This is a genomic window from Porphyromonas bennonis DSM 23058 = JCM 16335, from assembly GCF_000375645.1.
GTDB lineage: Bacteria > Bacteroidota > Bacteroidia > Bacteroidales > Porphyromonadaceae > Porphyromonas_A > Porphyromonas_A bennonis.
This window is the reverse complement of sequence record NZ_AQWR01000013.1, coordinates 1-19,450: the sequence shown is the minus strand read 5'-3', so window position 1 is coordinate 19,450 and position 19,450 is coordinate 1. Positions and strand designations below refer to the sequence as shown.

At 55.7% G+C, this 19,450-nt stretch carries 13 protein-coding genes and 1 rRNA gene; 6 read left to right on the top strand and 8 right to left on the bottom strand.

The features are described from left to right. Nucleotides 1-108: 108 nt before the first annotated feature. Entirely contained in the window at nt 109-696 is a 588-nt protein-coding gene (rbr, locus tag B088_RS03745; RefSeq protein ID WP_018107070.1) for a rubrerythrin, read from the bottom strand. A 357-nt stretch (nt 697-1,053) separates the two neighbouring features. Here rbr and B088_RS03740 point away from each other — a divergent pair, with 357 nt between their 5' ends. The 3 genes from B088_RS03740 (at nt 1,054) to B088_RS03730 (ending at nt 5,237) form a co-directional block, all read left to right on the top strand. After that, nucleotides 1,054-1,686 carry a TetR/AcrR family transcriptional regulator gene (locus B088_RS03740; protein WP_018107069.1) on the top strand — a complete coding sequence of 211 codons (633 nt, stop codon included), beginning with the start codon at nt 1,054-1,056 and terminating at the stop codon, nt 1,684-1,686. 6 nt (nt 1,687-1,692) lie between these two features. After that, nucleotides 1,693-3,444: an ABC transporter ATP-binding protein gene (locus B088_RS03735; protein ID WP_018107068.1), complete on the top strand. Its 1,752-nt coding sequence runs from the start codon at nt 1,693-1,695 to the stop codon at nt 3,442-3,444. 65 nt (nt 3,445-3,509) lie between these two features. Then, on the top strand, nt 3,510-5,237 hold the full coding sequence (locus tag B088_RS03730; RefSeq protein WP_025081849.1) for an ABC transporter ATP-binding protein: 1,728 nt from the start codon (nt 3,510-3,512) through the stop codon (nt 5,235-5,237). Nucleotides 5,238-5,427: 190 nt separating this feature from the next. Here B088_RS03730 and rpmF read toward each other — a convergent pair whose 3' ends face one another. After that, nucleotides 5,428-5,607, bottom strand: a complete 180-nt coding sequence (rpmF, locus tag B088_RS03725; RefSeq protein WP_018107066.1) for a 50S ribosomal protein L32 — start codon at nt 5,605-5,607, stop codon at nt 5,428-5,430. 44 nt (nt 5,608-5,651) lie between these two features. Next, nucleotides 5,652-6,194: a YceD family protein gene (locus B088_RS03720; RefSeq protein WP_018107065.1), complete on the bottom strand. Its 543-nt coding sequence runs from the start codon at nt 6,192-6,194 to the stop codon at nt 5,652-5,654. Nucleotides 6,195-6,502: 308 nt separating this feature from the next. Here B088_RS03720 and B088_RS03715 point away from each other — a divergent pair, with 308 nt between their 5' ends. Both B088_RS03715 and B088_RS03710 read left to right on the top strand, forming a co-directional pair. Further along, complete coding sequence (locus B088_RS03715; RefSeq protein ID WP_038973892.1) at nt 6,503-7,561, top strand: lysylphosphatidylglycerol synthase transmembrane domain-containing protein; 1,059 nt, start codon at nt 6,503-6,505, stop codon at nt 7,559-7,561. Between the two features lie 30 nt (nt 7,562-7,591). Beyond that, the gene (locus B088_RS03710) at nt 7,592-8,758 is read left to right on the top strand and encodes a glycosyltransferase family 4 protein (protein ID WP_018107063.1); all 1,167 of its coding nucleotides are present in this window, start codon (nt 7,592-7,594) and stop codon (nt 8,756-8,758) included. A gap of 303 nt (nt 8,759-9,061) precedes the next feature. Here B088_RS03710 and B088_RS03705 read toward each other — a convergent pair whose 3' ends face one another. The 5 genes from B088_RS03705 to B088_RS08290 are packed head-to-tail and all read right to left on the bottom strand — an operon-like array spanning nt 9,062 to nt 18,292. Next, nucleotides 9,062-10,825, bottom strand: a complete 1,764-nt coding sequence (locus B088_RS03705) for a leucine-rich repeat domain-containing protein (RefSeq protein ID WP_018107062.1) — start codon at nt 10,823-10,825, stop codon at nt 9,062-9,064. Nucleotides 10,826-10,870: 45 nt separating this feature from the next. Beyond that, entirely contained in the window at nt 10,871-13,309 is a 2,439-nt protein-coding gene (locus tag B088_RS03700; protein WP_026170478.1) for a leucine-rich repeat domain-containing protein, read from the bottom strand. A 16-nt stretch (nt 13,310-13,325) separates the two neighbouring features. Beyond that, nucleotides 13,326-15,146 carry an Ig-like domain-containing protein gene (locus B088_RS08300; protein WP_050560120.1) on the bottom strand — a complete coding sequence of 607 codons (1,821 nt, stop codon included), beginning with the start codon at nt 15,144-15,146 and terminating at the stop codon, nt 13,326-13,328. 14 nt (nt 15,147-15,160) lie between these two features. Then, a complete protein-coding gene (locus B088_RS08295) occupies nt 15,161-16,495 on the bottom strand; it encodes an Ig-like domain-containing protein (protein WP_081605455.1) in 1,335 nt (444 codons plus the stop codon). Between the two features lie 33 nt (nt 16,496-16,528). Continuing rightward, nucleotides 16,529-18,292 carry a C10 family peptidase gene (locus tag B088_RS08290; RefSeq protein ID WP_018107060.1) on the bottom strand — a complete coding sequence of 588 codons (1,764 nt, stop codon included), beginning with the start codon at nt 18,290-18,292 and terminating at the stop codon, nt 16,529-16,531. 1,022 nt (nt 18,293-19,314) lie between these two features. Here B088_RS08290 and B088_RS03680 point away from each other — a divergent pair. Then, nucleotides 19,315-19,450 (top strand): 16S ribosomal RNA (locus B088_RS03680); the annotation flags it as partial.

Below are 19,450 nucleotides of genomic sequence, written 5' to 3'. Positions count from 1 at the left end.
GTCTTATGCTTCGGTCTAGGGTACAAAAAAGCAGCACCATAGGTCGGGGACCTATGATGCTGCACTTAGTGTTGTCAGGAGCTCAGCTGAGCTCTCGGGGATCGCTTATCAGATCACCGGAGCGTCAGAGATGCGCTCGAAGTAGCCCTGCGGATGCTTGCAGATGGGGCACTTCGTGGGAGGTACCTTGCCCTTGAAGACAAAGCCACAGACGCGGCACTTCCACTCTACCTCTTCCTCCTCCTTCAGGAGGTCATCCTTCTCGAGACGATCGAGGAAGAGCTGGTAGATGCGCTCGTGCTCCTTCTCAGACTTGACGATGTTGCGCATCAGAGTGGCAATCTCCTTGAAGCCCTCCTCCTCAGCCTTGTCGGCCATGGTGGGGTACATATGGGTCCACTCCTCATGCTCACCGGCGATGGCGAGCTGGAGATTCTCACGCGTGGTGCCGATCTTGCCTGCGGGGTAGCCGGCGGTGATCTCTACCTCTCCTCCCTCGAGGTGAGAGAAGAGCATCTTGGCGTGCATGCGCTCCTGGTCTGCTGTCTGCTTGAAGAAGTCTGCGATCTGACCATAGCCCTCCTCGCGAGCAACGCTCTCGGAGAAGTGGTAGCGATTGCGTGCCTGAGACTCGCCTGCGAATGCCTTCAGCAGGTTCTTCTCTGTCTCAGTCCCCTTGATACTTTTCTTGTCCATATTATATAAAACTGTTGTGATAAATGTTTCGACTTTGCGTCCTCATAATAAAGTTTTACTGCACAAATATACCTAAAAGTGAGTAGATGACACAAGTCTCGCCTTAGCTTCCTTGCCGTACGCCGGCGTGCGGTGGACTTTCACGTGATACTCCAAAATCATAGAAAGAGAGTATTGACGGGAGAAGTAAGCCGTGGTACCTTCGTACCGATTATATTAGAGGCTAATGAGAAGAAGAATTCCTATGCGGGCACTCCCCGTGATCACCCCTGAAAAGGCGCACCATTCGCTCATCGAATGGTGCGCTTTTTTTGTGAACAAAGACGAGCAACATTCACTTCTGAGACACCCACTGAGATGCAGTATCTGAAGGAAGAGGTCCGTCGGCTCATTGTGACGGTCGCACGCGAGGAATTCATCGAGCACGGCGTGCGAGAGACTTCGATTCGCACCATAGCGAAGCGGTCTGGCGTGGCGGTGGGCACGATTTACAGGTACTTTACTGACAAGGATGCCCTATTCCGTGCTGTCCTTGCCCCGTTGCTCAAGGAGCTGGACAGGTATCTCTCAGCGCACAACGACAAGGATTTCCTTGATCTGAGGGTATTCCGGATGCCGGAGCTCTCCCTCGACCATCAGCTGAGGATGAAGGAGCTTATCAAGGCTTACCGCCCGGAGCTTCGCCTTCTGCTTTTCCACTGCGAGGGGTCATCGCTGGAGCACTTCATGGATCGGATCATTGCCACTCAGACGGAGATAGGGAATGAGTATTTGCGTCTGATGAAGGAGCGCTACCCTCATCTGGAGGTCAATATATCGCCCTTCCTTATCCATATCCTCTGCTCATCCTGGGCGCACATCTTTGCCGAACTGGTGGAGCACGATGAATATACGGATGAGGAGATCGACCTTGCTCTCAATCAATACTCCCGCTACAGTATGGCGGGGTGGACGGAGCTGTTGAAGCCATTTGAAACCATTAATACATAAGTAGTTATGAATACATTTAAGAAACTGGGAGAGTATATGGGTAAGCGTAAGCTCCTCATACCGCTCTCCATCGTCCTCTCGGCGCTCAATGGATTGCTATCGCTGGTGCCTTTCGTCCTCGTCTGGCTGGTGGTGCGCACCCTTCTTACGGCAGGTGGAGACATTGCGGAGACACCCATCAGATCGTATGCCCTGTGGGCATTTGTCGTCTCTGTTGCTACTGTGCTGCTCTACTTCGGTGCTCTAATGCTCTCTCACCTGGCTGCATTTAGGGTGGAGACGAATATGCGTCGATTTGCCATGGATCGCCTTTTGCGTACGCCACTTGGATTCTTTGACCGTCAGGATACCGGTCGGATGCGGAAGATCATCGATGAGGACTCGAGCATGACGCACACGCTTGTGGCACACCTCCTGCCGGATGTCGCGAGCAGCGTTGTCGCCCCGCTGGGGATCCTTGTACTCCTCTTCGTGGTGGACTGGCAGCTGGGGCTCGCTGCCCTTGTCCCGATACTTCTTTCCTATGGCCTGATGGGATACATGATGGGTGCTGAGAGGGGAGGTTTTCAGCGGCAGTACCTCGATGCCCAGGAGCGTATGAGCGCCGAGGCAGTCGAGTATGTCCGGGGGATCCCGGTAGTCAAGGTCTTCCAGCAGACGGTCTTCTCCTTCAAGCGCTTCTACACTAGCATCATCGACTACAGGGATCTCGTGACGAAGTATTCGCGTCTCTGTCGCCGCCCGATGTCCCTCTACACGGTGTTGACGAGTGCCTTTGCTTTCGTCCTCGTCCCGGTGGCAATCATCCTCATTGGTCACGGAGGAGATCCTGTGGTGGTGATCTCGGATATGTTTCTCTACGTCCTGATCACACCGGTCATCGCTCTCAGTATTATGCGCTGCGCCTATTTGTCGCAGGACTTCTTCCTCTGCGGAGAGGCGATCCGCCGCTTGGAGGGGCTGACGGAGACGGCTCCCCTTCCTACCGTAGAGACAACTCTGGAGCCAAAGGGTTACAGTGTGTCTTTGGAGGATGTCTCCTTCCGTTATGAGGGCGCAAAGGAGGACGCTGTCAGCCACGTCACCCTCAACGTCCCAGAGGGGAAGACAATTGCCCTCGTGGGGCCATCTGGAAGTGGTAAGACCACCCTTGCACGGCTGATACCGCGTTTCTGGGACACGACCGGAGGACGGGTGTTAGTCGGTGGTGTAGACGTGAGGAAGATGTCACCGGAGAAACTGATGAAAAGTGTCTCCTTTGTCTTCCAGAATACTCGCCTCTTCAAGACCACCATTCTCGAAAACGTCAGGTATGGCTCTCCAGATGCGACACTTGAGGAGGTCAACAGGGCTATCGACCTCTCTCAGAGCCGAGAGATCCTCAATCGACTTCCTGAGGGACTCAATACGCTCGTCGGTGCCGAAGGAACTTATCTCTCCGGTGGCGAGATGCAACGCATCGTGCTTGCGCGAGCCATTCTTAAGGACGCCCCGATCGTTGTGCTCGATGAGGCGACAGCCTTTGCCGACCCGGAGAACGAGCACCTGATCCGCCAGGCTCTCACCCGACTCACGAGAGGGAAAACTGTGCTGATGATCGCCCACCGCCTCACGACGGTACGCCACGCCGACAGCATTGTGGTGATGAAGGAGGGAACGATCGTGGAGGAGGGGACACACGATGAGCTTATGGAGCGAAATGGCACCTACCGCTTGATGTGGGACGAGTACCAGAGGGCTGTCGCCTGGAAGTTGTGATGGTCTCTGCAGAGGCCTTCCGTGACGTTATTGCCTTTCCTACAAAGAACAGAATGAAAATTATGATTACAAAATATCTACAAGAGCGCTTTGTCCTCTCCGAGAAGGGAGCCCGTGATCTCAAGCGGGGAATCATTTTCTCCACCCTGCAGAATATCGGGCTGATGTTCCCGATCTGCTACCTATTCTACTTCCTCACCGAGTATCTCGATCCGGCGAAAGGAGGAGAACCACACAGTCTCACCTTTTACATCCTCCTTGCGTTGGGGCTGATGATTGTGATGTACGTCATCAATCGCTTACAGTACGATAGCACCTACACCACTGTCTTTGGAGAGAGTGCACGGCGACGGATCACGCTGGCGGAGAAGCTGCGCCGGCTGCCACTCGCATTTTTTGCGGAGCGAAATCTCTCTGATCTCACATCGACTGTTATGGAGGACTGCACGCAGCTGGAGCAGACCTTCTCTCACACTGTCCCGCAGCTCTTCGCCTCCTTCCTGAGCGTGTTGATCGTGGCCATCGGTATGTTTTGCTACGATTGGCGCCTGAGCTTGGCACTATTCTGGGTCGTACCTGTTGCTGTGGCGATTCTTCTCCTCAGCAGACGCCGTCTCTCGCATGAGTTTAAGGATCACTACACCGTGAAGCGCCGTGTCACCGAGACGATACAGGAGGGACTAGAGTGCGTACAGGAGATCAAGTCCTACTCCGGAGAGGAGGAGTACAGGACCCGGCTGGATGAGGAGCTGAAAGACTATGAGCGGGAATTAGTCGATGTGGAGCTGGGCTCCTCTGCGGCTGTCAATTCTGCCGCCGTCCTCTTGAAGCTTGGCATGCCTACCGTCCTCCTTGTAGGGGCTTGGCTCCTGACGACCGGGACAGTCTCGCTCTTCGTCTACTTGGCCTTCCTCCTCGCTTCGGCAATGGTCTACAATCCTGTGCAGGAGGTCTGCAACAATCTCGCCCTGCTCTCCTTCCTCGACGTGCGGCTGAACCGTATGCGTGAGATTGAGTCGATGCCGATGCAAGAGGGTAGTGAGGAGTGTGACCTTCCCAATCACGACATAGAATTCCGCCATGTCTCCTTCTCCTACGAGGAAGGAAAGCAGGTGCTCGAGGATGTCTCCTTCACCGCTCGTGAGGGTGAAGTGACGGCACTTGTAGGACCCTCGGGTGGGGGAAAGAGCACATGCGCCAAGCTGGCTGCCCGCTTCTGGGATGTGGATGGAGGCGAGGTCCTCATCGGGGGTAAGGACATTGCCGGGATAGACCCCGAGACTCTGCTGCGGGACTTTGCGATCGTCTTTCAGGACGTAGTTCTTTTCCACTCCTCCATAGCAGACAATATCCGCATAGGGAAGCCGGACGCCACCGATGAGGAAGTGAAGCGTGTCGCACGGCTGGCTCAGTGTGAGGACTTCATCCGCCGGATGCCGGAGGGGTACGACTCGATCATAGGGGAGAATGGCGAAACCCTCTCCGGCGGGGAGCGACAACGGCTCTCCATTGCACGGGCACTCCTTAAGGACGCTCCCATTGTCCTTCTTGACGAGGCAACGGCGAGCCTCGATGCAGAGAATGAAACGAAGATCCAGTTAGGTATCTCGGAGCTGACGCGGGATAAGACCGTCCTTGTCATTGCTCATCGTATGCGTACGATTCGCAATGCCGATCACGTCGTGCTCCTTAAGGATGGTCGTATAGCTGAGGAGGGATCTCCTGACGAGCTGGTACGCCGTGACGGTGACTTCGCTCGTATGGTCCGCCTCCAGCGTCAAGAGGAGTACTAATCTCTTTTATAGATAGCAAGACAGGTAATCCCCGTCGTCTGAGGAGACGGCGGGGATTACTGTTGTCTGGGGAGATCTTATGAGGATGTCTTGCGCCCCAGAAAAGTAATAAAGATGCTATGGCAAAAGACCTCGTCCCCACTCAATCATATAACTGAGTGGGGACGAGGTCTTGTAAGATGGCAGGATCTTACTCCTCCACCTCTACAGCGATCTGACCGCGGTAGTAGCCGCAGGTGTTGCATACGGTGTGATAGACGTGCCAGGAGCCGCAGTTGGGACAGCGTGTCAGCGCGGGGGTCTTGGCTACGTCGTGAGTCCTACGCTTTCTGGTCCTGGTGTGGGACTGACGTCTCTTAGGATGTGCCATGATGATGTACTTCTATTATATGAGTGTTACTTTTCTGTCTTGACTTACTTACGAGACTCGGTGTCGTCCTCCCCGGAGATCTTCTTGCGGAGACTCTCCCATCGGGGATCCTCCGGCGTCTCCTCGGGCGCCTCGCCCTCCATAAGGAAGCTGACCACCGAGGGGTCGCACTCCGCGATGTCCTCATGTGAGTGGACGATCGGGAGGCTCACCTTGATGAGCTCGTAGAAGATAAAGCTGAAGTCATATCGGGGGTCTGCAGCGTCCAGGACGAGGGCTTCGTCATTCTCCTCATCCAGTGCCTCACCTATCTCGACGGTGATCTCCTCGTCCGTGTCCACCTCCACCTCCAAGGGCGCCAGGCAGCGGTCGCATGGTACGGTGACCGCCCCCCCGTAGTGGAGTAGTAGCTGGTACGAGTGGCTCGATGTAGGCCGGATCTCCAGATCCAGATCCACGTCGCCGCCAAGGATCTCTTCGTCTCCCTGCTCGGAGAAGAAGTCGTCGTCAAAGTGGTATGCGAGCGACTCGGGACCTCTGAGAGGCTCCGTGAAGTCGATCTTATAGGCATCCTTCCTCCTGTCCATGGCTTTCTGCTCTATTCAGACCGCAAATTTACTAATTCCTTTGCAGTCAAGCAAGGAGCCGCCGACGCTGCCCCCTCTGTGGCGTGGCATTCTGTGCTTCCGCGGGCAGGTGTGATGCAAGCCGGCTGAGACCGAGAAGCGTCATATGGGATTTTACCTCTCCATGACAGAGCGAGCCATACCGATGTGGCTGTGAGGGGGACGACGGATGGGTCGCAATCGCCTGTGAGACTGATGTATAGGAGTATGATAGGAAAATAGTGTATTATTGCACGCTCCTTTGAGTGGAGCTGATCAGGTTTACTGACATGTCCAAGAGCCAAAAAAACTTGCCTGACGGCGAAGCGAAGTCTAAGAGGATCATCAAAATCGTCACCTGGAGTCTCCTCGTGGTGGTGATGGTGCTGGTCGTCCGCTTCGTCGCCTCGGTGGACTTCTCCGCCCTGGGGGATCTGCTCCGGAAGACACCCGTGATGCTCCCCTTAGTCGTCCTGATGTCCTTTATCTCCTATGCGGCCTCCAATGTCGCCTGGAGCCTCTGTCTCAGCGTCGGCGGGGAGCGGAGCCTGCCCTTCTGGAGGCTCTTTATCTACCGACTGATAGGCGATATGCTGGCGCCCTTCAATCCCACCGGCGTAGTGGCGGGTGAGACGGTGAAGGTGATGCTGATGCGGCGCGACGGGATCTCTGTCGAGCACGCCCTCAGCTCCGTCCTCACCCATAGGGGGCTGGTGATCCTCGCCAATGTGCTGATGACGATCCTCGCAGTCTTCTATATCCTGATGGGAAGTGCGATACGTGGGACGCGAGGCATACTGGTCGCTCTCGGCACGGTGGCGGTGATGGTCCTTATCTTTTACGGTCTCTTCCGCCTGCTCGTCCATCCCCGCCTGCTGATCGGTCGGACGGTGGACAGCATTGCCCGGCGGACCCACTGGTCCTTCCTCTCCGAGGAGCGGATCCGTAAGACTTATGCTGCCAATCTCGAGGCAGCTCGGTTTTTCCACCGACACAAGCGCCGCTTTTGCCTTACGCTGGGGCTCTGTATGGTCCACTGGGTCTTCGGGGCAATGGAGTTTTTCGTCATCTTTACGACGCTGGGGCTTGACGTCACCGTGATGAGCGCCATCGCCGTGGAGATGGGCGTGGGGGTCTTCAAGACCCTCGGGTCGGTCATCCCCGGGCAGCTGGGCATCGAAGAGTATGGTAATAAGGTGATGCTCGACCTGATCGGTGTGCAGAGCAACGAAGTGTGGCTCGCCGCCTCGCTTATGCGCCGCGGGCGTCAGCTCTTCTGGCTCGCCGTGGCGGGGATCGCCTCGCTTGTGGTCTATCGCCGTCGTCCGGAGAAGAAGAGTGGGGAGTAGACCTTTTATCACTATGAATCCTGATATTCCATGACCGGAAAGAAGCCTGAGATACTCTGTATTTCGCACAAGTATCCCCCCTCCACCGGAGGGATGGAGCGGCAGAGCTATGAGCTCATCAAGGGACTCAGGGCCTACTATAAGGTCCACTCCTTTACCTATAAGAAAGGAGATCAGCCCAAAGTGGTCTGGCTCGCAGCTCTCAAGCGACACATTATGGAGTGCCTCGAGAGTCACCCCGAGATACGGCTGATCCACCTCAATGATGGCGCGATGGCCTCCGCCTCGCTCTGGATGCAGAAGGAGCTCGACATTCCAATAGTCGTCACTTATCACGGGCTGGACGTCACCTTCCCGCTGGATTTTTATCAGGATAAGCTTATCCCCAAGCTGGAGCAGTACGACGCGGCGATCTGTGTCAGTGAGTACACCCGCCAGCAGTGCCTCAAGCGAGGGTTTGATCCGGAGCACACTTATACGGTGCCCAATGGCGTCGATGTGTCACTGGCGGATAAGCCCGATCGCCGGGAGGAGATCACCGATGAGCTGCTGTCGCGAGGCGTAGACGTGCGTGGCAAGCGGGTGATCATCGCCAGTGGTCGCTCGGTGAGACGGAAGGGCTTCTCGTGGTTTATAAAGAATGTGATGCCCTCTCTCGGACCCGATGTGGTGCTGCTGATGACCGGCCCTCGGCGGCAGGAGCAGTCCTTCATGCAGTCCGTGACGCGCTACATACCGTGGAATGACCTGCGGCTCTTCCTCGGTGCACCCACCGATGAGGCAGAGCTGGACGAGCTATTAGAGACGACTCCCGGCGTCTATCACCTGGGGCGAGTCTCCTTCGATGATCTTATGTCGCTCTACTCGCTGGCGGATCTCTTCGTGATGCCCAATATCCCCGTCGAGGGCGACCAGGAGGGCTTCGGACTCGTTGCTCTCGAGGCAAGTGTGCGAGGGACCTGGGTAGTCGCCTCCGGCATAGAGGGGATCACCGAGGCGGTGATCGATGGCGCCAATGGTACCCTCCTGCCGCCCGAAGAGCCCGACCGCTGGATCGCCAAGATCCGCGAGCTCCTCTCCATGCCGCAGCAGGAGCTGGCGGAGTGGGGCAGGAGGGGGCAGTCTTACACCACCGACCACTTCTCCTGGGAGCGTATGGTCGACGGCTACAAGGCCGTCTTTGACCGGTTTATATAGCGTATATCACCACAGACTGACAGACTTAGCGTCTTCATACAGGACTGGGATCCGGAAGTGCCCCGCACCACACCGATTACAGGCAGGAAACTATCCCTTCATACTATTACCGGTAATAGTGTCGACTAATACCGATATTGGTCTTCACTAATACCGGTATTAGATTTCCCTCATACCGATATTAGTCAGCGGGCATTACCTCGGGGCGATGTCTCTGTCTCGTGTGGAGGGAGCGCAAAAAAAAAGAGGAGGCACCGACCGCTGTGGTCGATGCCTCCTCTTCTGTTAGGTGTGTCCTCGGGGTTACTCTACGTCGTGAGTCACCGACCAGCCCTTGGTGGTGGCTATGGAGGTGTCAGCCTTGGCAGAGCCGGGATTGTCCGAGATGTCAAGGGTGAACATCCATTCTGCAAGCTTCTGCTCGCCCTTATTGAGACTTCTCATAAAGTTCTCCAGAGGTGCTCTTTCCAGCTGATTGCCCTTGAGGCTGCCGATCCAGAGACCGTTAAAGATCGTCGGTGTGGTGATGGAGGTGAGTCCATTCTCCTCGAGTAATAGGACCACCAGGTTAGCGGCGCTACTAATGTCGATCGTCTTGAGATCAGGATTGCCCGAGACGATCACAGACTGCAGGGTCTTGCCATCGGTCGGCAGGGTGATGGTCTCTGTGCCATTGGCCACCCACTCCAGCTCCTCTAATCTCGTCAGACCGGAGAGGTCTACAGACTTGATGTCACCATTGTAGACCACTAAGTTCTTGAGCGGGCTGTTGTCACTGACCTCGAGGGAGGTGAGCCAATTCACCATCCTCTTTTCCTCATCGGACACACCGGAGACGGCAAAGCCACTGATGTCTCCATGGATCGTGAGGGTGGTCTCGGTCGGCTTGTAGAGGGTCATATCATCCTTACGGAGGTCATACTGAAACTCTGTGATCGCCTCTCCGGGGTCAAAGGTGCCGTTGGCATTGAGATCAATCCACGCGGTACTCTCAGCCTCCTGATTGCTCGGACTGATGGAGAGATAAATGCCCTCGGCAGGATCGGAATTGAGGGTGAACTTGATCGTCGGCAGATCGGTCGGCAACTCCTTGTCGAAGGAATCGACAAGCATAAGCTCCGTACCGCTCCACTCGGCGTAGAGGTTGTACGCCTTCCCCGGCTGCATGGCACCTGGGCGGGCGGGACGGGTATTGGTGGAGATGATCTCCTCACGCTTCTCCGCATCGTAAGCCACGAGGCTTACCTCGGGAGTGCTCTCCGTATTGGGGCAGAACCAGAATCCGAGGTGCTGTGTCTCTTTCGGTGCAATCGTCACATCGGGGTAGGTGACCGCAGTCATGTAGTCGACAGGATCCTCCGTCAGGTCCATGATGTTGAGGTAGGGGATCTCGGCATTGCCGGCAAAGGGCAGTGAGCCCTTGTGGTAAAACTCAGTGACCCCGTCTGCCGGACGAACTGCCATCCCCGCCAGATGCCAAGGCTTGTCGGAGTTGTTCTTGAGCGTCACGACGGCAAGGGAGCCGAGGTGGACAAATTCTGCCTTGATCTCCTTGTCAAAGACGGAGACCTTCTCGGCACAGAAGTAGACCGGCACGTAGCCGTCCTTATTATTGGAGTACTTGGTCAGCTCGTAGAGCGGCCTGGCTCCCACGCCGACCATGAGTCGGTTATTCTTGAGGAGTATGTCCTGAGCCACGATGCCGTAGAGGTCAAACTTCTTATCCGCATCGATCCCCTTAGGCAGGGTTACCTCGAAGGTGCAGTCCTCGCCCTTCGTCTCAAGTACCTCTACTCCGCGCTGGAGTCTTACCTTGCCCTCCTGGACGAAGGCGATATTGAGGTCAAACATCCCCTCATTCCACTCGAGAAGGATGCCCTTGCTATTGCGATCCTTGATGATGGATCGGGTCTCCGATGAGGGACCGGCAGTGATGCGCAGGGTGTAGGTCTGACCATCACTTGCGGGGGTCTCCTCCGGGGTATTGATCGACCTGTCCGAGCAGGCTGACAGCGCTAGGATGATGAGCGACAGCAGCAGGGAGAGGCTTGCTTTTCTATTTATCATAGTTGTGTACATTGTTCGTTGTGAGGAAAATGACTCACGGGGTCATTACCAGTCTTCGCCCTCCATATTGGGTCTGCGGGCAGGGTGGTTGCTGATGCTGTTACGGGCATCGACTCTCCAGTTCTTGCTCCGTGCGATGGAGTACTTACCGGAGCCGGAGCCGGGGTTGTCGGCGATGAAGAGCTGACCGGGAGACTTGCCGTTACGATCGGGCAGGTCGCTCAGCAGCTTGTCGATGGTCTCGGCGGTGAGCTGATTGCCGATGAGCTCAATGTACTTCAGGCTCTTTGCCCCGGAGAGGTCGATCCTCTCGAGCTTATTGCCTGAGGCGATCAGTCGCTCCAGCTTGGTCATCTTGCTCAGGTCGACCTGCTCGCTGGTCCAGTCCCAACCCTGGATATTGAGATAGGTGAGACCGGTCATCTGACTGAAAGGAGGCACATCGTACGGTATATTCATCTGGCGGATGATCGATCCGGAGTTACCCAGGTCGAGGACCATAAGGCCGGCCGGATTGGATAAGAACGGCAGCTTCTTGGTATTGATGAGGAGGAGCATTGGATTATCTGCCAGCAGAAGGGTCTCAAGCTTGGGATACCATGCTGGGACGCACGCTGATATTCCTGTACCGGAGAAGTTGAGGTGCTTGATCTCAGTATTTGCATTGTCGGAGCCACCCCAGTAATACTTCACCTGCCCATACGAGACAGTAAGTGAGGTGATGTGTCCGTAGATGATGAGTTGGCTGGTGGTAGGATTGACCAAGTTGGCACCGGTGGAGCCGAAGGTCTCGATCTTCTCCCCCTCGTCCAGCGTCCCGTTGCCATTGAGGTCGATCCAGATCTTGTCACGCTCTGCGGGATCAGCCTCCACAGAGAAAGCCAGAGTGAAAGGAGGCTCGCCGGAAAGCTCCATATAATTCTGAGGCAGGTCACTCCGTACAATCGGTACGTCGACGCTCCACCCCTTTTCGAGGGCCTTCTGGAGGTTGATCTCCACGTCCTCCTCCTCGAGACCGGGATTACCCGAAATCTGGAGCAGCAGGCGGTGCACGTCGTCGGGCTTTACGCCACTGCGGTCCGGCAGCTGATCGATGATCTTATTGATCACGGCGGCGGAGAGCATATTGTTGCGTACATCCAGGTCGTAGAGGGAGGCGACGGGGCTGATCTCCACATCGGTCAGCTGCTGCTTGGAGAGCTGCAGGTCCTCAAATGCTCCGCGGAAGGAGATCCTCGGCTGGGAGACGGTGTACTCCATGGCGCCGAAAGACTTCGTAATCGCTTCACCGGGATCCTTGACGTTATTATCATTAAGATCCACGTAGGCCGCATCACGACTGCTGTAGTCCAGGTAGGCAGTGACGGTGATGGGACTGCCCAGCGGGATATCCGTGGTGATGGTGACATACTGCGTCTTGCGCTCCTCCTTCTCCCGATCCAGGGCGACGATATGCTCGCCATCCCAGTAGCCGTAGCCGATGTAGGCGATACCACTCTTCATCGGTCCCTTGCGTGCCGGGATCAATCCCTCTGAGGTGACGGTGGAGGAGTAGGATCCTGCAGCGAGTGTCAGCTCAGGGATCTGTGTTAGGTCAGGTCGAGGCATTACCCAGGTCATGTAGAGACCGGTCTCTCCGGGTTCCAGTGCTTTGGCTCTGGACAGGAAGCTCTGGTAGGGCTTTGACTGAGCTAACTCCAGCACCTCTCCCGTCATCAGGTCGATGAAGGGGTACCTGGTCCCCACACCGGAGCGGTAGCCACCATTGTAGACGTAGTCTTTCTTCGTCCGTGTCCCCGGCTCCGAGAAGGTGACGGGATCGCGGAAGGGCTTGTCGCTCCTATTCTCGAGGACGACCACCTCGTAGGCTCCGATGTGCTCAAAGTCTCCCTCCACCTTGGTCATATCGGTCTCGGCAGGGACGATCCCCCTGAGACGGAAGACCACAGGTGCATCGAAGTCCTCTATCCGGCATCCATTGTAGGATGAGGCGGGCATCAGTGCGAGCACCCGACCCTTCAGCTCTGGAGCGAGGATATTCTCATCGAAGTGATCCTTGTCGTAGTAGACCATATTGGGTCCCTTGAAACTGCTCTGGTTGATGCCGTTGTAGCCCACGAGATCGATCGGCTTGCTTTGGTCAATCTCTGCGGGTAGGGTGACGCTGAGCGTTCCTACCTTGCCGTCCTCTGAGAGCGAGGCGAAGGGAACCTCTCCGATCTCGAAGAGCTTGCCCTCCTGGGAGGCAAAGAGCAGCACCTTGTCGTCTGCCTCGAAGCGTACGAGGAAGTCCTTAGAGTCCTCCATCTGAGACATCACGGCACGGAGAGAGGGATCCTCCCCGGGGGCATTCACCTTTATCGTCAGTGTGGACCCATTCGTGGTGTCTGCGTCTGTGGGGCGAAAGCTCTCCTGCGTGCAGCCTGCGAGAGCTAATAGAATAGGGAGCAGGGTCAGTAGACCTGCATATATCTTTTTATTCATAGTCATGGGAAGAGGATTAAATTTCGACACCGGGGACATCTGGTACGCCCGTCGTCTTCTCTACGGTGATGGTGCAGGTGGCTGTCTTGCCGTTAGTCGTCTTGACGGTGATGGTTACTTCGCCAGGGGCGACACCGGTCACACGTCCATCCGTTACTATGGCAGTGTCGGAGTCTGAGGATATCCACTCCAGCCTCTGGTCGGTTGCGCCGGATGGCTCGATGGTGGCCGTGAGCTGCAGCGACTTCCCTACCTTAACCGTAGCCTTGGTCCTGTCAAGTGTGACGGCGGTTACCTCGATCACCTCGTCAGAGACGAGGATCTCACAGGCGGCGGTGATGCCACTGGCAGCCGTGGCGGTGATGGTCGCGGGACCGGCAGCCTTGGCAGTCACTTTACCATTGGAGTCGACGGTGGCTACCCCGGTGTCGGAGGAGCTCCAGGTGAGGCGCTGGTCGGTCGCATTCTTTGGCTCGATCGTGGCGGTGAGCTCCAGCTCGCCTCCGATCGTCATCGTCGCCGTGGTCTCAGAGAGAGTCACCTTGGTCACAGCTATCTCCTTCACGATCACCTCGGCTGTCGCCTTGAGACCATTGGAGGTCTCGGCGGTGATGGTGGCGGTTCCGACCTTCTTCCCCGTCACCACGCCATCCTCTACGGTCACGGTGGTGTCGTCAGAGGAGCTCCAGGTGACGTTCTTATTGGTTGCCTCCTCCGGCTCGATCGTCGCCTTAAGGGTGGCAGTCTCGCCCACTCCGAGTGTCACCTTGTCCTGGTCCAGCTTGATGGCTGTCGGCTCTATGATCTCCACCTCACCAATGGTCACCTTGGTGCCATCCCATGAGCCGGAGACCGCATAAGCCTTGCCGATCTCCATAGGGAAGTCCTTGGCAGCGATCTTCTGATCGGACACTACCCAGTTGTGACCATCCTGATAAGCAAGCTCCAGATCCGGCACAGTAACCTTGGCATTGGGCACGTACCAAGTGACCATTGCTACGGTTGCACCTGGATCTAGGTTTTTGAGCATTGCAAATGGCTTTCTTGGGTTTGCATCTTTAGTGTAGATGATCTCACCGGTTGTAAAGTTCATATGCGGATAAGTCATGGAGTAATCCGTCATATTCATCTCCATTTTAAGTGCCCATGAGCGCCAGCCCCCATACTTGGAGGTACGACCCTTCTGGGAAAGACCTACGCGTGGTCTGATGGGCGCATCGGAGTTGTTTGTGAAGAAGATCACCTCGTAGCATCCGAAGTGCTTAAACTTCACAAACCTCTCGGTCCGCTCAGTCTCCGATGGGATAATCCCCTTCTCGTGAAACATCACCGGAGCGGAGAATTCGTCCAAAGCGATCGGTCCATAGGACTCGGCACTGACTAAGATCTTATCACCCTCGATCAGCATGCGATCTCTTTTGACTTCAGTGCCACTCTTGAACCCAAAGTCGGCCGGCCCATCGTAGGCGATGAGGTCGATCGGCTTGGTCTCATCGACACCTGCCGGCAGCTCGAAGGTGAGTGTGGCACGCTTGCCGCCCTCCTCCACGCTGGCAAAGCCGACGTTGGCGAGGTCATAGAGCTTGCCGTCCTGCCAGACGAAGAGAGCAATGTCATCGTCCTCTTTGAAAGTCGCCTTGAGCACCGGGTCTCCTGCCTCTCCCGACAGGTGGGCGCGGAGTGATGGGTCGGCGTCAGGAGCGACGACGGTGAGGGACATCGTGTACCCTCCTGTGGCATCTGTATTGTCCGGCTCCGGCATCTGCGCTCTCTGCTGACACGAAGCCAGTGCAAGGAGCAGTAGTGCGGTAAAGATATAGGATATATTTTGTCTCATAATAGTGTATTCATTTAGAGCCCAACAACCGGTACATCGTCAATGGAGGTCTCTCCTACGACAGTCACTGTGCAGGTTGCCGTGACCGAGGGATTGGACTTGGAGGCAACCGTGATGGTGACGGTACCGGCCTTGACACCGGTCACTACGCCCTGTGCATCCACCGTGGCGATCGTCTCGTCTAAGGAGCTCCAGATGAGTTCCTTATTGGTCGCATTGGTAGGCTCGATGGTGCAGGAGAGGGCCAGCGTCTTACCGACGGAGACCTCAGCGGAGGTCTCGGAGAGAGTAAGCTTGGTGACAGCAATGGTGCTGCTCTTGACGGTAATGGTGCAGGTTGCCTTGATCTCCGGCTGTCCCTTGACGGATACGGTGATGTTGGCGGTGCCGGCCTTGACTGCAGTGACGATACCGTCCTCGTCCACGGTGGCAACATCGGTATTGTCCGATGCCCACACAACTCCCTGTGTCGTGGCATCGCTCGGCTCCAGCTTGTAGAAGAGCTCAAGTGTCTCGCCCTCGTCCAACTCTGCAGAGGTCTCGGTGAGTCGGATCCCTGTGGCGGGGACGACCTTGGGTGCCTTGGGCAGGACAAAGGTCTTGCCATTGTAGACGATCGTTACGCTGTCGTCATCCTCAGTGATCTGGAGATTGGCGGTGGTTGCTCTTGCCTTCACCTTTTGACCATTGACATCAAGGACAGACTGCCAGGTGGTGCCATTGTCAAGGCTCACCTCCCAGTATCCGTCTGCATCCACACGGAGCTGCGGGGTGATGCCGTCCACGCCATCGGTGCCGTCCTCTCCGTCCGCTCCGGGCTGACCTGGCTGGCCGGGTTCACCTGGCTGGCCGGGTTCACCGGGCTGGCCTGGCTCTCCGGGCTCTCCGGGCTGACCTGGTTCGCCGGGCTTGCCGGGCTCACCAGGTTGACCCGGCTCGCCGGGATCCCCCTTGGGTCCCTTGGCGGGGACTGGGTTACCCTTAGCATCGTGTATGATCTTACCGTCGATCGCCCAGTAGAGGACACCATCCTCCTCGATCATACCGATCTGAGGCATCTTGCCGGAGCGGACGACGATCTCCTCGCCGTCACTCATTACCAGCACATACCCCGTGCCGTCCTCCAGCTTGCGATAGTCCCTGACAGACTTATTCTTGCTCTGAGCATCGATGAGCTTCTGCAGAGAGGAGATGCTCTCATTGGCGGACTTTACCAGTCCCTCCACCTTGGTCATCCGACCCTCCAGATCCTTGACGCGATTGTCGAGGTCAGTGAGGTCCGTACAGCCGGCGAGGAGCAAGCCCACCGTGACTGCAACGACCATCATTATATATTGTCGCTTATTCATACTTTACTAGATAATATATGGCAGGACCGTGGTTTACTTTATCTCGATGAAGTAGTCCTCCACTTCTCCGGCTATCAGTGCGTTTGTATTGGGGTTGGTAGCCCAGAAGCCGCCCTCTTTCTTCCCCTTGTACTCTTTGTCGTCATCGAGGACGATACGGAGGCGGTGTGTGCCCTTAGTGGCAGTCGTGGGGATCGTGTACGTGGTGGTGAATGTGCCGCGAGTGACTTTCCCTAAATAGACTTTCTCGTCTGGGTCATTGGTCTCCTGACCATCCTTTGTCTCGTACTTGTAGAATACCCCATTGTCATTGTAGTCAATGTAGATACCGATGACGGGGGAAGTGAAGAAATTGGTGCGATCGGTCTCGATCTCTATCTCGAGCTTCTCACCGGCGGTTGCCGAGATGAGTCGGTCACTCCTGTTGTAGAGCGAGTAGCCGTCAGCCGCCGAGGGATTGCTCATGCCATTGATGCTCACATATCCCATAAAGAGGTCGAGCGGCTCAAAGACCGTCACGCCGGAGTAGGACACCCCATTGTCTATGATGGACCCCTCATCCTCATCGGTCTGTTCGTCGTCCTCTTCCAGATCCTTGCCGTCCGTATTGTCTCCCTGGATGCGAGCAGGTGGAGCAATGTTGATCACGATGTCTCTATTTTGGTTGTACCCACCACCTGCACCGCCTCCTGTGCCGAGGGCATCCGGATCGAGGGCATTGAGCTTAAACCAGCCATTGGAGACGCCACTCCAGCCCCAATTGAAGTGAAAGAGGTCGTCAGTCGTGTATCCATCACAGACGAAGGAGTGACCGCCACCCTTCCCGGTGCCGCCATGGAGTACGGGATGACGGGCATCGAGCTCGCTCTTGATGATAGCTGACCATAGGCTACCAGCCTCTTGCGCCGTGATACGCTTGATGTCCTTGGAGTAGCCGTAGTGGCGGATCAGAGCGGGTACCACCTTGTCGTGCGTGGTTCCGCTACCCTGAGGGGCGTAGTTCATGTCAAAAGCTACCCCCAGCCCGTACATAAATCGCGCAATGGTCGGATTGGGCTTAGCATCTATCTTGTTATCGGGTGTGCCATTCGGTGCGACTGGCATGTCGACCCAGTCAATGCGGTAGTTGTAGTCGTGGGAGAGGTAGCCATAGGACTGACTCATGTAGCCATGTGTTCCCACTGCATGATCCGGATATCTCCAGTAGCGCATGATCTGGGCTGTGGCCGTAGCGACGCATCCCGTCGGAGCGTGTCCGGGGGTCATGCCATTAAAGGGAGCCATCTGGTCCCACATGATATCTCCAAGCAGTGGCTCTACTACGATTTTGCCTGGATCAACGTCAGCTCGAGTGGTTGTTGGCACGATGTCGAGAGCTCGTGCCGCATTGATCTGCTCAGCGTAGAGATCAAGCATCATCAGCAGACCGCAAGGCATGTCCTTAGGGTCGATCCTGCCGCTCTCGGAGAATCCCAGTAGCGGGTAGGCGCGCTCAGTGGCTGCTACGATGGCGTAGCCACTCTTCTCACCGGCAAAGACGTAATACGCCGGCTGATACTCGCTCTCTACTGACCCGATGCTTCTTGTGCCGGGCACGCTCTTGTCTGTCGCTAAGAGGTGCAGCTTCCCCTCTATCGGGAGTGCGGCCGCAATCTCTTCGGCTCTGTCTTCAGAGATGAAGTAGTCATCTTTGACTAGTTCGGGAGCTGTCTTCTCCGGCTCCTGCACGTTGCTCTTATTGGAGCAGCTACAGAGGACCCCGGCTAAGATCAGCCAGAACAGGTGTCTTTTCTTCATAAGTGGTTTGGTTTAAAAGTTAAAACCGACCATGGAGACCAAGGTTGAAATTGTCCCCACGATTAGTTCGGAGACAAATGTAAGTATAATTTAACTACTGCCTAATAGGGTAAACTACAGGGGTATTTATTCTTTTTTAGAGAGTGCAAGTGGGCAAGCCAATTTAGTGTGTATGAGGCGGGTGATGATCTACGAGGCTGCGATGTCCCGGCTGATTTGCGACGGATCCTAAAGCCGTGTTGTGGTTTATCCGCTCGTATTTTCGAGATTGCTTTTACGACGCCGGGCTAATTTTTTATTTTGATTATTGTATTCCTTGGGGGTGAGAGAGGTAGGGGTAGCTGCTCCGGGGTGATGGTTAGGGGGTAGGGGTGTCCCGGCTCTGGGGGAAATCTATTACCGGTAATAGTGCGAGGTCTGATGGGAGCGGGGTCTCTTGCTCCTGTCTCGGGTAGGGTTGTTTAGTGGAGGAGTGGATTTCTTTTGGTCTGACTGTCAGGGTAGTGTGAGATTTCTTTGAGGAATTTTCGGGACAGGGCTTGCGGGGAATGAGAAAAGTTGTACCTTTGCACTCGCAAAGCCGAGAGGGGTACGCTCCTGAGGCTCCGGCAGAGGTCGGGGCGAGCGAGTCGCAGAAAAAGAATTTTTCGGATCGCTTGCAGGAATGAAAAACTTTCGTACCTTTGCACTCACATCACCGCCCGAGGGGCAGGGGATGCTGAAAAAGAGATCATAGACATAAAGATAAGACAAGGGCATCGCCCTTCTTAGAGATAAGGAGTGAGCGATGTGAATTGTGTAAGTACAAGACAAGAAAACAAGTAGTATACCAGTTTTCACGATGGGACAGTAATAGTGTCACTTCGTCTGAGACCTAGAGAGATACAACTTGGGTGAAAGTTTAAGTGACGATATATATACGTCAACGTACGAAACCAATAAAGCGAAGAGCAACATATGAGCAGCTCTTGATCCGCTACTTGATAGTAGAGGAAGAAGAGCAAAGGAACAAAATTTTCTTAACAATGGAGAGTTTGATCCTGGCTCAGGATGAACGCTAGCGATAGGCTTAACACATGCAAGTCGAGGGGTAACGTGTTGGAAGCTTGCTTCCGATGACGACGACCGGCGGATGGGTGCGTAACGCGTATGCAACTT